Source organism: Parvibium lacunae, assembly GCF_003335215.1.
Lineage (GTDB): Bacteria > Pseudomonadota > Gammaproteobacteria > Burkholderiales > Burkholderiaceae_D > Parvibium > Parvibium lacunae.
Genome location: NZ_QPGB01000002.1, coordinates 507,561 through 519,467, shown reverse-complemented (window position 1 = coordinate 519,467; position 11,907 = coordinate 507,561). Strand labels below are relative to the sequence as shown.

General features: G+C 52.8%; 12 protein-coding genes. 7 read left to right on the top strand and 5 right to left on the bottom strand.

From position 1 onward, the window contains the following. Positions 1-91 precede the first annotated feature (91 nt). The gene (gene clpS / locus DU000_RS06590; RefSeq protein WP_114402557.1) at positions 92-454 is read right to left on the bottom strand and encodes an ATP-dependent Clp protease adapter ClpS; all 363 of its coding nucleotides are present in this window, start codon (positions 452-454) and stop codon (positions 92-94) included. Between the two features lie 444 nt (positions 455-898). On the opposite strand from clpS, the gene DU000_RS06585 reads away from it, so the two are divergent. Beyond that, the gene (locus tag DU000_RS06585; RefSeq protein WP_114402556.1) at positions 899-1,105 is read left to right on the top strand and encodes a cold-shock protein; all 207 of its coding nucleotides are present in this window, start codon (positions 899-901) and stop codon (positions 1,103-1,105) included. 88 nt (positions 1,106-1,193) lie between these two features. On the opposite strand, the gene icd is transcribed toward DU000_RS06585, so the two are convergent. Beyond that, a complete protein-coding gene (gene icd, locus DU000_RS06580; protein WP_114402555.1) occupies positions 1,194-2,447 on the bottom strand; it encodes an NADP-dependent isocitrate dehydrogenase in 1,254 nt (417 codons plus the stop codon). 236 nt (positions 2,448-2,683) lie between these two features. Between icd and DU000_RS06575 the strand changes: the two genes are divergently transcribed. The 3 genes from DU000_RS06575 (at position 2,684) to DU000_RS06565 (ending at position 4,007) form a co-directional block, all read left to right on the top strand. Beyond that, the gene (locus DU000_RS06575) at positions 2,684-3,247 is read left to right on the top strand and encodes a pseudouridine synthase (RefSeq protein WP_114402554.1); all 564 of its coding nucleotides are present in this window, start codon (positions 2,684-2,686) and stop codon (positions 3,245-3,247) included. An 87-nt stretch (positions 3,248-3,334) separates the two neighbouring features. Then, the gene (locus DU000_RS12570) at positions 3,335-3,529 is read left to right on the top strand and encodes a hypothetical protein (RefSeq protein ID WP_147266971.1); all 195 of its coding nucleotides are present in this window, start codon (positions 3,335-3,337) and stop codon (positions 3,527-3,529) included. 19 nt (positions 3,530-3,548) lie between these two features. Next, positions 3,549-4,007 carry a DUF192 domain-containing protein gene (locus DU000_RS06565; RefSeq protein ID WP_240001820.1) on the top strand — a complete coding sequence of 153 codons (459 nt, stop codon included), beginning with the start codon at positions 3,549-3,551 and terminating at the stop codon, positions 4,005-4,007. Between the two features lie 48 nt (positions 4,008-4,055). Here DU000_RS06565 and sodB read toward each other — a convergent pair whose 3' ends face one another. The 3 genes from sodB to glpD form a co-directional block, all read right to left on the bottom strand. Next, a complete protein-coding gene (gene sodB, locus DU000_RS06560) occupies positions 4,056-4,634 on the bottom strand; it encodes a superoxide dismutase [Fe] (protein ID WP_114402551.1) in 579 nt (192 codons plus the stop codon). Positions 4,635-4,776: 142 nt separating this feature from the next. Further along, the gene (gene glpK, locus DU000_RS06555) at positions 4,777-6,297 is read right to left on the bottom strand and encodes a glycerol kinase GlpK (RefSeq protein ID WP_114402550.1); all 1,521 of its coding nucleotides are present in this window, start codon (positions 6,295-6,297) and stop codon (positions 4,777-4,779) included. A gap of 26 nt (positions 6,298-6,323) precedes the next feature. Then, positions 6,324-7,820, bottom strand: a complete 1,497-nt coding sequence (gene glpD, locus DU000_RS06550; RefSeq protein WP_114402549.1) for a glycerol-3-phosphate dehydrogenase — start codon at positions 7,818-7,820, stop codon at positions 6,324-6,326. A gap of 67 nt (positions 7,821-7,887) precedes the next feature. Here glpD and ugpQ point away from each other — a divergent pair, with 67 nt between their 5' ends. The 3 genes from ugpQ (at position 7,888) to alaS (ending at position 11,864) form a co-directional block, all read left to right on the top strand. Continuing rightward, positions 7,888-8,640, top strand: a complete 753-nt coding sequence (gene ugpQ / locus DU000_RS06545; RefSeq protein WP_114402548.1) for a glycerophosphodiester phosphodiesterase — start codon at positions 7,888-7,890, stop codon at positions 8,638-8,640. Between the two features lie 115 nt (positions 8,641-8,755). Beyond that, a complete protein-coding gene (locus DU000_RS06540; protein WP_205074024.1) occupies positions 8,756-9,085 on the top strand; it encodes a hypothetical protein in 330 nt (109 codons plus the stop codon). Between the two features lie 133 nt (positions 9,086-9,218). Then, positions 9,219-11,864 carry an alanine--tRNA ligase gene (gene alaS, locus DU000_RS06535; protein WP_114402547.1) on the top strand — a complete coding sequence of 882 codons (2,646 nt, stop codon included), beginning with the start codon at positions 9,219-9,221 and terminating at the stop codon, positions 11,862-11,864. Positions 11,865-11,907: the final 43 nt, after the last annotated feature.

The window sequence follows — 11,907 nt, the reverse complement described above, 5'->3', positions numbered from 1 at the left end:
CTACTCCCTTGCGACCGCACCACATAGTGCAGTTATAAAACACCAGACAAGACTTAAGAAAATAAATTCCGTTTCTTTCGTTATCTCTGACTTAATCGACAACTTCCATATCACATTGCAGCGGGTGGTGATGCAACTGTGCGTATTCGCGAACAAGCTCTACCTTGGTTGCGGCAATGTCTTTCGGATACACCCCACACACGCCTTTTCCTTCATGGTGAACTTTCAACATAATCTGCGTGGCTTGTTCCGCACTTTTGCCAAAGAATTTCTCCAGCACGTACACCACGAACTCCATCGGCGTATAGTCGTCATTCAACAACACAACCTGCCATAAAGGCGGTGGCTGTGTCGCAACTTTTTCAGTTTCCAGGACGGCCTCATGGTGGTGCTCAGGACTGGCCTGATTGACCCAACCCGTTGAGGTTTGCAATTCAATGTAAGCAGCATTCATCAGTACATTCTAAACGCATTCATTTCTGCTCAGCGGCGTAAGGACCGCTTGTTTCATCAGGTTATTCCCCTAACTGCACATTAATTAAGCCGCAAGCGAGTGCTCAATGCCATAGTCGGCTATCAATCACCTGTCTTATGGGGAATATCGGTCCATAGGGAGGAATCTCAAGTCAGAATCCGTCTAATGGCCCTAGCTAGCTCTCTGTTAGTGTGATTTACGAGAAACTTTACTTGACAATGTCGCCGCATCGCTGAACAATCACAAAAGGTATCTATTCAGTAAGGTTATTTGGCTTTATTAAAGATCCTGGAGGTGGGCTGCAGTCACAAGCCTACTGAAGTAATACGGCATTGCGCCGGTTGTTTAGTGGGTGTTAGGTTTTTTGAGTAAAGCCTGACTGATTGGCACACATTATTTAGTTAACAGAAGGAAGGTAGTAGCATGGCAACAGGTACCGTCAAATGGTTTAATGACGCTAAAGGTTTCGGTTTCATCACACCCGATGAGGGCGGTGAAGATTTGTTCGCGCACTTTAGCGCGATTCAGTCTGCGGGTTTCCGTACACTGAAGGAAGGTCAGAAAGTGACGTTTGAAATCACGACTGGCCCCAAAGGCAAACAAGCCACGAACATTCAGGCACAGCAGTAAGCCAATAAAAAACCCCCAATTTTGATTGGGGGTTTTTTATTACCGAAGCCCTAAACCCTGCCGTCAGGCAGGGTTTATTTTTGGTGGCTTACATAAATTTGACTACTTGCTTACCGAAAGCCGAGCAGGCAATTTGCGTGGCGCCTTCCATCAGGCGGGCAAAGTCATAGGTGACTTGCTTGGACTGAATGGCACCATCCATGCCTTTAATGATTAAATCTGCGGCTTCTAGCCACCCCATGTGGCGTAGCATCATTTCTGCCGAGAGAATCAGTGAACCAGGATTCACGTAGTCTTTCCCTGCGTACTTGGGTGCTGTGCCGTGGGTTGCTTCAAACATTGCGATGGAGTCAGAGAGGTTCGCTCCAGGGGCAATCCCAATCCCGCCGACTTGGGCTGCAAGGGCATCAGAAATATAATCACCATTCAAGTTGAGGGTGGCGATCACACTGTATTCGGCGGGACGCAATAAGATTTGTTGTAAAAATGCGTCAGCAATCGCATCTTTGACAATAATTTCTTTGCCGGTTTTGGGGTTGGTAAATTTGCACCATGGACCGCCATCAATCTCAACTGCACCAAATTCATTTTTTGCCAGTGCATAAGCCCAATCACGGAAGCCCCCTTCGGTGAACTTCATGATATTGCCTTTATGGACAATGGTGACATTGGGTTTGTCATTATCAATCGCATATTGAATGGCTTTGCGCACCAAGCGTTCGGTGCCTTCGCGTGAAACAGGCTTGATGCCGATCCCGGATGTTTCAGGGAAACGGATTTTTTTCACGCCCATTTCTTTGATCAGGAAATCAATGACTTTTTTCGCCCCTTCTGATTCTGCTTCCCACTCGATCCCCGCGTAAATGTCTTCTGAATTTTCACGGAAAATCACCATATCGGTTTTTTCTGGTTCTTTCACCGGCGAAGGAACGCCAGTGAAATAGCGGACGGGTCGCATACAGACATAGAGATCGAGTTGCTGGCGCAAGGCAACATTGAGTGAGCGAATCCCGCCGCCAACTGGGGTGGTGAGTGGGCCTTTGATCGACACGACATAATCTTTCAGTGCGTGCAGGGTTTCATCCGGCAGCCAAACATCAGGGCCATACACTTTGGTAGATTTTTCACCACAGTAGATTTCCATCCAGGAAATTTTCCGTTTGCCGCCGTAAGCTTTGGCGACTGCTGCATCGACCACCTCAATCATTGGCGGCGTAATATCAACACCGGTGCCATCGCCCTCAATGTAGGGAATGATAGGCTGGTCAGGAACATTTAATGAGAAGTCAGGATTGACTGTAATTTTCTGACCACTTGTAGGCACTTGAATATGTTGATACATGAAACGCTCCCAGTGAAGGTTGGTAATCGAACAATAATGCGCGAGCGGCCAGTATGCCGCTATACATCGCATCTTTACACTAAAACTGACTTTTCTCCATGCTTGATTCATGGGCACAAGGATTGGCTCAGCGAATCAGGCAAGCATTAAGTCTTATATAAGACATATGAGATTATGCACCAAAATAACGATGCGCGATATGTCATTCTCGGCAATATGCGTGGTAGCTTAAGGCTATGTTAATTGCCTTTAATAAACCTTACGGCATGTTGTGCCAATTCACGGGAGCGCCGGGCCAACTTACGCTGGCGAGTGGGATTCCTTATTCCGCTGTTTACCCTGCTGGCAGGTTAGATACTGACAGTGAAGGCTTACTTTTACTGACAGATGACGGCGCCCTGCAACACAAAATCACTCACCCCCGGCAAAAATTACCGAAAACGTATTGGGTTCAAGTGGAAGGCCAGCCCAGCGCGGCGGCGCTCAAACAACTGGCTCAGGGTGTGATGCTGAAAGATGGATTAACGCGCCCCGCACAAGTTGAAGCCCTGGAGGCAGCTTGGGTAGAAAGTCATCTGTGGGCCCGGCACCCACCCATTCGTTATCGTGCCAGCATTCCTACCAGTTGGCTGGCGCTGCGGCTAACCGAAGGAAAAAATCGCCAGGTGCGGCGGATGACAGCCGCTGTGGGCTTGCCAACTTTGCGGTTGATCCGCGTCGCGATTGGTAATGTCGATTTATTTGCTGTGGCACCACAGCCAGGGGTGTGCGTACAATTGCCGTCAGATGCGCTAACATAGAAAATTAAGATACAAAATTAAGATAGAGAAGTCACTCAGCGTCAATCAGTGAGATTGAGGTCAGTTTAGAACGAAAGGAGTAGCGGTATGAAACGATCAACAGGCAGTCAATTCGGATGTCTTTTGCTGGCCAGCGCACTCAGTGTGGCTGCTTTTGCCAACCCGACCAACAGCGGCGCTACCTCGACCACTGTGAAACCTGCGGCACCGAGTGCGCCCCCAGCAGGCAGTAAAGATCGGGTACCACCACCGCCACCCGCACCCGCCCAACCGCAGAAATAAATCGATGCGACCACTGTGTATGAATCTCGCCAGAGTTGGCAGCCGTTGGCTTTTCGCCGTATTGTCTCTGTTAAGTGCTGTGGTGCTGGCGCAACCAGCGCAGATACCGCAACCAACATTACCGCAGGTGACGCTAACTGTCGGCGGGCGACAAATTCAGGCGGAGATGGCGACTGAAAATCTGCAGCGCCAAATTGGCTTGATGCAGCGTCAGCACCTCGGCACGCATGAGGGAATGATTTTTATTTTTCCAGAAAAGGGACAACAATGTTTCTGGATGCGTAATACCCTCTTACCGCTTACTGCGGCGTTTATTGATGATGATGGCACGATTGTTAATCTGGCGGATATGCAGCCCCTGAAAGATGACAGCCATTGTTCAAAAAAACCCGTCCGTTATGTGTTGGAAATGAACCAGGGTTGGTTTCGGCAGCAAGGTGTCAAAGCGGGCCAGAAAGTCCAAGGTATTCCGAAATAAAAAAGCAGCCCATAGGCTGCTTTTTGACTGACTAACCAACCTGCTCTTTTAGGCAAACTGCTCGGCGACAAAAGACCAGTTCACCAAGCCCCAGAAGCTTTCTACGTATTTAGGACGGGCATTGCGGTAATCCACGTAGTAAGCGTGTTCCCAGACGTCACACGTCAAGAGAGCTTTGTCCGCTGTGGTGAGTACCGTGCCTGCATTGCTGGTATTGACGATATCGAGACTGCCATCAGCTTTTTTGACCAGCCAAGTCCAGCCAGAGCCAAAGTTACCAATAGCCGATTTGCTGAACGCTTCTTTGAAGGCATCAAAGCTGCCCCATTTAGCGTTAATCGCCTCAGCGAGTGCGCCCGTGGGTGCGCCACCTGCATTTGGGCCTAGGCAAAACCAGTAAAACGTATGGTTCCAAACTTGGGCAGCGTTATTGAAAATACCGCCAGTCGATTTTTTAACGATTTCTTCCAAGCTGGCATTTTCAAACTCAGTCCCTTTAATCAGGTTGTTTAAGTTTGTCACATAGGCTTGATGATGTTTGCCGTAGTGAAACTCCAGCGTTTCTTTTGAAATGGTTGGTGCCAGGGCATCCAGAGCATAAGGTAATGCGGGTAGGGTGTGTTCCATGTTGTCCTCAGGGTTAATAACAAATAACTACGTTCGGATTTTAGGGCAAAAATCCCACTGCGCATGAGATGTAATAGCCACAAAAATAGTGGGTGAATGGCGTTGGCCCTTCTTTTGATCCGGATATTGTTGGGGAATCGACCTAACCGGTAGCCGTCTGGCTAAAGGCCTGAGTCGCTGCAATTGCACGTGACCAGCGTGCTCGCAATGTTGCCATCTCTTGCTGCCGCTGCGGGTCTTGGCGGGGGGTAACGGTCTCCATAGTCAGTTGCCACGGTGTCGCCGCCGCACGCCAACCACTGCCTACCGCAGCCAGACTCGCCGCGCCGAGCGCCGTGGTTTCGCTGATGGTGGGCCGTAAAACCGGGAGTTGGAGTAAATCTGCTTGCAGCTGCATCAGTAGGTGATTATGGGTGGCGCCACCATCCACTCGCAGGGCGCTAATCGTTTCACCCTCGGCCAAATCGGCCTGCATGGCTTGCATGAGGTCCACACACTGTAACGCAATCGCGTCTAGCGCCGCTCGTGCGAGGTGGGCGTTGGTGGTGCCGCGCGTCAGGCCATATACGGCCCCCCGGGCCTCAGCATCCCAATACGGGGCTCCTAACCCCGCAAATGCGGGAACCAGCACAACGCCCCCACTATCACTGACCGCATTCGCCAGTTTTTCAATATCGCCGGATGCTTTAATGATACCCAGCCCATCACGCAGCCATTGGACAACCGCGCCCCCCATAAAGACACTGCCTTCAAGCGCGAATTGTGGCTGCGCATCCCATTGTGCGGCACGGGTGGTTAAGAGATGATGCTTGGAGTAGCGCGCTTGGGGCCCGGTATGTAGCAGCATAAAGCAGCCAGTACCGTAGGTATTTTTAACATCACCTGGGGCGAGACAGTGCTGCCCAAAGAGGGCGCTTTGCTGATCGCCAACTACCCCACAGATGGGAATTTCTTGCCCCACCACGCTCGTTGCTGTGGTGCCATAGTGGGCTGCCGAGTACTGGACTTGCGGCAGCAATGAGGCCGGAATCTGCCACTGCTTGAGCAGATCTTGATCCCATTCTCCAGTGTGAATATTGAATAGCATCGTGCGACTGGCGTTTGTCACATCTGTTGCGTGGACTTTACCGCCTGTTAGCATCCAGAGTAGCCAGCTATCTATCGTGCCACATGCTAAGTCGCCTCGATTGGCGGCTGCCCGTGCGTTTGGCACATGCGCTAAGATCCACACCAATTTGCTCGCGCTGAAATACGGGTCGAGTACCAACCCGGTTTTAGCGCGAACCAGATCTTCTAACCCTAATTCGCGCTGTTGCTGACACCAAGGGCTGGTCCGCCGATCTTGCCAGACAATCGCTGGGTAAATCGGTTGGCTGGTCGCTCTATCCCATACAACCAAGGTTTCGCGTTGATTGGTGATGCCGATGGCAGCGACTTTTTCGGCTTGGTGGCTACTTAACACTTGGCACAGACAAGCTAGCTGGCTGGACCAAATTTCTAGCGGATCGTGTTCGACCCAACCACTCTGCGGGAACGACTGATTAAACTCTTGCTGTTGCTGAGCCAGCAGCTGAACTTGCTGGCTTTGCGTGTCGTAGGCAAAGCGCAGCGCGCGTGAACTCGTGGTGCCTTGATCAAGCGCAATAAAGTGGGGGGTTGCCATATGCCGTGTCTCCTGAGGGGCAGCACTTAAGGCTGAGAATGGGGGAGAATTGATTGCAGGTAAGTATCAATTGCTGCTTGCTCGGTAGGGGTTAAGTGCAAGCCCAGCTTGCTTCGACGCCACAGAATGTCATGAGCGGTGCGCGCAAATTCGTGGTGGACCAGATAATCGAGTTCGCGTGCGTAGACATGACGGGCGATTACTTGGCCGGCGGCTGCTTCAGTCTCGCAACCGGCGAAAATTTTATGAATGCGAGTGCCATAGGCGCGGCACAATCTGAGTAGTAGGGCATCTTCCATCCAGGGGTAATGACGCCAGGTTTGAGCGCAAAATTTGTCAAACTGTTCAAAGGCGCCGCCTGGTAGGGTCCCTTGCTGGGTCCAGTCCGGCGCATGATTTTCTAGCGCGGGTTGAAGGTGACGCACGGCTTGCTCGGCAAGTTTACGATAGGTCGTGATTTTGCCGCCCCACACGGTCAATAGTGGCGGTCCTGCGGTATCTAGTTCCAGGGCGTAGTCCCGCGTGACCGCGCTGGCATCATCTTGCGCATCTTCCAGTAAGGGGCGAACACCAGCATAGGTATGGCGGATATCGGCAGGCGAGAGCTGCTTGTTGAAATAGCGATTACTCATGGCACATAAGTAGTCGATCTCGGCAGGGCTGATCTGGACACTCGCGGGATCACCGGTAAATTCCACATCCGTCGTGCCGATCAGCGTGAACTGTTGCTCATAAGGAATCGCAAAAATAATCCGCTTGTCGGGGTTTTGAAAAAGATAAGCGTAGGTGTGGTCATACAGTTTAGGGACAACGATATGACTTCCTTTCACCAACCGTAAGTGGTATTGGCTCTTAACCTGTAAGGTTTTCCCGAGGAGTTGTGCGGCCCAGGGGCCGGCAGCATTGACCACTGCGCGGGCCTGAATCGACTGTTGTTCGCTGCCCGCGGCGAGCGTTAAGGTCCAATGCTCAGGATACCGCTCTGCGCCAATGACTCTCGTTTGCACGCGAATATCGGCCCCCATTTCTCTGGCATCGAGCGCATTCAAGACCACCAGGCGGGCGTCATCGACCCAACCGTCTGAGTAGATAAAGCCGCGTTGATAGTCTTGGCTTAGTGGTTCACCGCTCTCATGGTGCCGCAGATTAACCACTTCCGAGTCCGGCAGTAAGTCGCGTGGTGCTAAGTGGTCATAGAGAAAAATACCGGCGCGAATCATCCACGCTGGTCGCATGGCAGGATCGTGCGGCATGACAAAACGCAGTGGCCAGGTAATGTGGGGGGCGCTGCGTAAAATCACCTCACGTTCCAGTAAGGCTTTGCGCACCAGCATAAATTCCATGTGTTCCAGATAGCGCAGGCCGCCATGAATCAGTTTCGTGCTGGCCGATGAGGTGTGCTGGGCCAGATCATGCTGCTCTGCAAGCAGCACTTTCAGGCCGCGCCCTGCGGCATCGCGGGCAATGCCAACCCCGTTGATCCCGCCGCCGATGATGGCGATGTCGTACTCTGTCTTATTCATCTGGCCCTATTCAAAAAATCAGCTTCACGGTATAACGGCGTTATTTCAGCTTACCAGAGAGACGCGCATGCATTTTCAATCATGGCCTTATCCTGTTGTTCTGGCACATCGTGGCGCGGGCACCCTGGCCCCGGAAAATACCTTGGCAGCCATGCGAACCGGCTATGCATTGGGCTACCGTGCGGTGGAATACGATGCCATGCTGACGGCTGATGCGGTGCCGATTTTGATGCATGATCCGTTCCTGGGGCGAACGGTTGCTGGGCAAGGCTGTGTTGCCGATTTTCCCTGGGCTATCTTGCAGGGGCGCGATGCGGGGGCGTGGAAAGCGGCTGAGTTTGCGGGTGAGCCGATTCCCACCTTGGTCGATGTCATCGCCTATTGCCAGCAACAGGGGATCTGGATGAATGTAGAAATCAAGCCCGTTCCAGGTTATGAGACGCAAACCGGTAAAGTGGTCGCACAAACGGTCGCTAAAGCGGTTGCTGGCCACGATACGCTGGCCTTACCGTTGCTCTCCTCTTTTTCATCTCTCGCACTTTCTGCCGCGCAACAAGCCGCGCCGCATTTACCCCGTGGTGCATTATTTGATGTGATCCCTGCTAACTGGCAGCAGCAGCTCGAAACCATGGAATGCGTCGCGCTGCATTGCAATCATAAATTTTTAACCCCGCATCTTGCCAAGGCAATCAAAGCAGCGGGCTATTGGCTGTTTTGCTACACCGTCAATCGCCCAGCGCGGGCGCGTGAAATTCAAGGTTGGGGGGTGGACGCATTTTGTACTGATCGGCTGGACTTGTTTCAGGACTATCGGCCTTGATTACAAAACTTTACAACTGCTGCGCCAACCAGTCTGGGGCCTTGGCGTTAGTGCTCTCATGGTGACCCACGACGCGTTGCCATGCCACTTAAATAACACCCTCTAGGAGAAAAGAATGAACGTATCTGGTTTTACGCAATTGGGTCAGGTCTTGATGTTATCTATTGTATGCACCGGTGCTGTTCTTGCCCAGACTGCAACCCCTGGCATTGATAAACGTGAAGCGAATCAGGAGCGACGGATACAGCAAGGTGAGCAAAGTGGTGCCCTGACTAATCGCGAAGCCGCGCGTTTAGAGCGCCGCGAAGCACGGCTAGATCGCCATCAGGCTAAGGCGGAAGCCGATGGGGTGGTCACACGCCAAGAGCGTCGCGAATTGCGCCGCGAAGAAAACCGCGACAGCCGTGCGATTTATCGCCAAAAACACGATCGCCAGCACAATTAATCGGTCCGTTTCTACGCTTCTAACAACGCCTCGCCTGAATTCGGCGAGGCCTTGTGCTTTGTGCGGGAGTAATGCTGCGCACCGGGTTGCCCGTATAATGACGGTTTACCTTTATTGAATCCGATTGCGCGCCATGAAAGCTGCAGAAATCCGTCAAACCTTCCTCAATTTCTTTGCCTCCAAAGGCCACCAGATTGTGTCTTCCAGCCCTGTGGTGCCGGGCGATGACCCGACCTTGCTCTTTACCAATGCCGGGATGAATCAGTTTAAAGACGTCTTTCTCGGCTTTGATAAGCGTCCGTACACTCGCGCCACGACCTCGCAAAAATGTATCCGGGCCGGCGGTAAACATAACGATCTGGAAAACGTCGGCTACACCGCGCGTCACCACACTTTCTTTGAAATGCTGGGCAACTTCAGCTTTGGTGACTATTTCAAGCGTGATGCCATCCAATACGCGTGGGAATTGCTGACCAAAGAATTCAAATTGCCTGAAGAAAAACTCTGGGTCACGGTATATGCCGAAGATGACGAAGCCTATGAGATTTGGAACAAAGAAGTCGGCGTGCCCGCCGAGCGGATTGTGCGGATTGGCGACAACAAAGGCGCACGCTACGCCAGCGATAACTTCTGGATGATGGGCGACACCGGCCCCTGCGGCCCCTGCACCGAAATTTTCTACGATCATGGCCCCGAGATTGCTGGCGGCCCCCCCGGCAGCCCCAATGAAGATGGCGACCGCTACATTGAAATCTGGAATAACGTGTTCATGCAGTTCAACCGCGATGAACAGGGCGTGATGCACCCACTGCCCAAACCGAGTGTGGACACGGGCATGGGGTTAGAGCGGATTGCCGCCGTGCTTCAGCATGTTCATGCCAACTACGAAATTGATTTGTTTGTGAACTTGCTCGCGGCAGCGAAAAGTGCGGTCGCGTCGGCCACACCAAGTGCTGGCGGTGAGAACATTGACAGCAACAGCCCATCACTGAAAGTCATTGCCGATCATATTCGTGCCTGTGCCTTTACCGTGGCTGATGGCGTGATTCCCGGTAACGAAGGTCGTGGCTACGTGCTGCGCCGGATTGCCCGCCGTGCGATTCGCCACGGCTACAAACTCGGTGCCCGTACCCCCTTCTTCCATAAACTGGTGGCTCCGCTGGCAAAAGAAATGGGCGAAGCCTATCCCGAACTGCGCCAAGGCGAACAGCGGATTACCGAGGTGCTGAAACAAGAAGAAGAACGCTTCTTCCAAACTATTGCGAATGGCATGGAAATTTTGGACAGTGCGCTGGCGAATAACGTCGCCGTGGTAGATGGCGAAACGGCGTTCAAATTACATGACACCTACGGCTTCCCCCTCGACCTGACCGCCGATGTGTGCCGGGAGCGTGGCGTAAAAGTCGATGAAGAGGGTTTCAATGCGGCGATGAATCGCCAGCGCGAACAAGCCCGTGCTGCCGGTAAATTCAAAATGGCGCAAGGCTTGGAATACAGCGGCACCGCCACGACTTTCCACGGTTACGAGCACTTAGTCCATGACAGCGCGAAAGTCACCGCCGTATATGTTGAAGGCGCATCTGTTGCCAGTGCCAAAGCCGGTGATGATGCCGTGATTGTGCTGGACCACACCCCGTTCTACGCCGAATCCGGTGGTCAAGCGGGTGACAGCGGTGAGCTGCGCAATGCGACCAGCCGTGTGCTGGTGGAAGATACGCAAAAAATTCAAGCCGATGTGTTTGGCCATCATGGCCGCATCGTGGAAGGCGAAATTAAAGTCGGTGATGTGCTGAGCGCCAAAGTGGATGCGGAGCAACGCGCCCGCACCGTACGCAACCACAGCGCCACGCACTTGATGCACAAAGCGCTGCGCGAAGTACTGGGCAGCCATGTGCAACAAAAAGGCTCGTTGGTAACTGCGGAGCGGACGCGGTTTGACTTTGCACACAACGCGCCACTGACCGAAGCCGAATTAGCGAAAGTTGAAGCATTGGTGAATGCTGAGGTATTAGCGAATGCGGATACGCAAGCCCGTGTCCTGCCGATTGAAGAAGCCCAGAAACTCGGCGCGATGATGCTCTTCGGCGAGAAATATGGCGATGAAGTGCGGGTACTGGATATTGGTTCTAGCCGTGAACTCTGCGGCGGGACGCACGTGAAACGTACCGGCGATATTGGTTTGTTCAAAATCATTAGCGAAGGTGGCGTCGCTGCCGGGATTCGTCGTGTTGAAGCGGTGACGGGTACGGGTGCCTTGGCCGTGGTGCAGGAAATGGAAACCACGTTGCAAGCCGCCGCCAGTGCCTTCAAAGCCCCGGTGGCTGAACTGCCTGCCAAGATTAACCATGCGCAAGAGCAGATTAAAGCGCTGGAAAAAGAACTCGCGCGTTTGAAATCTAAACTGGCGAGCAGCCAAGGTGCCGATTTGGCCGCGCAAGCGGTGGAGGTAAATGGTCTCAAAGTCTTGGCCGCCGTATTAGACGGCGCGGATGCCAAAACTTTGCGTGAAAGCGCGGATCAACTCAAAAATAAACTCGGCAGCGCCGCCCTGGTGCTGGCGGCCGTCGATGGTGGCAAGGTTAGTCTGATTGCCGCCGTGACGGCCGATGCCACAGCCAAAGTGAAAGCGGGTGAGTTGGTTAACTTTGTCGCGCAACAGGTTGGCGGCAAAGGCGGTGGACGCGCCGATATGGCCCAAGCTGGGGGCACGCAAGCAGAAAATCTGCCACAGGCGCTGGCGGCAGTACCAGAGTGGGTAAAAACGCAACTCGCGGGCTAAAGCCTCGCACATAAAAATGCCCTGCCTCCGTCGTTGCTTAATT

What these genes read in the sequence shown, in the direction of transcription:
- DU000_RS06585 (WP_114402556.1), top strand. Translation starts at nt 899, where the DNA reads ATGGCAACAGGTACCGTCAAATGGTTTAATGACGCTAAAGGTTTCGGT.
- glpK (WP_114402550.1), bottom strand. Translation starts at nt 6,297, where the DNA reads ATGGCAACCCCCCACTTTATTGCGCTTGATCAAGGCACCACGAGTTCA.
- DU000_RS06575 (WP_114402554.1), top strand. Translation starts at nt 2,684, where the DNA reads ATGTTAATTGCCTTTAATAAACCTTACGGCATGTTGTGCCAATTCACG.
- glpD (WP_114402549.1), bottom strand. Translation starts at nt 7,820, where the DNA reads ATGAATAAGACAGAGTACGACATCGCCATCATCGGCGGCGGGATCAAC.
- ugpQ (WP_114402548.1), top strand. Translation starts at nt 7,888, where the DNA reads ATGCATTTTCAATCATGGCCTTATCCTGTTGTTCTGGCACATCGTGGC.
- DU000_RS06565 (WP_240001820.1), top strand. Translation starts at nt 3,549, where the DNA reads ATGAATCTCGCCAGAGTTGGCAGCCGTTGGCTTTTCGCCGTATTGTCT.
- icd (WP_114402555.1), bottom strand. Translation starts at nt 2,447, where the DNA reads ATGTATCAACATATTCAAGTGCCTACAAGTGGTCAGAAAATTACAGTC.
- DU000_RS06540 (WP_205074024.1), top strand. Translation starts at nt 8,756, where the DNA reads ATGAACGTATCTGGTTTTACGCAATTGGGTCAGGTCTTGATGTTATCT.
- DU000_RS12570 (WP_147266971.1), top strand. Translation starts at nt 3,335, where the DNA reads ATGAAACGATCAACAGGCAGTCAATTCGGATGTCTTTTGCTGGCCAGC.
- alaS (WP_114402547.1), top strand. Translation starts at nt 9,219, where the DNA reads ATGAAAGCTGCAGAAATCCGTCAAACCTTCCTCAATTTCTTTGCCTCC.
- sodB (WP_114402551.1), bottom strand. Translation starts at nt 4,634, where the DNA reads ATGGAACACACCCTACCCGCATTACCTTATGCTCTGGATGCCCTGGCA.
- clpS (WP_114402557.1), bottom strand. Translation starts at nt 454, where the DNA reads ATGAATGCTGCTTACATTGAATTGCAAACCTCAACGGGTTGGGTCAAT.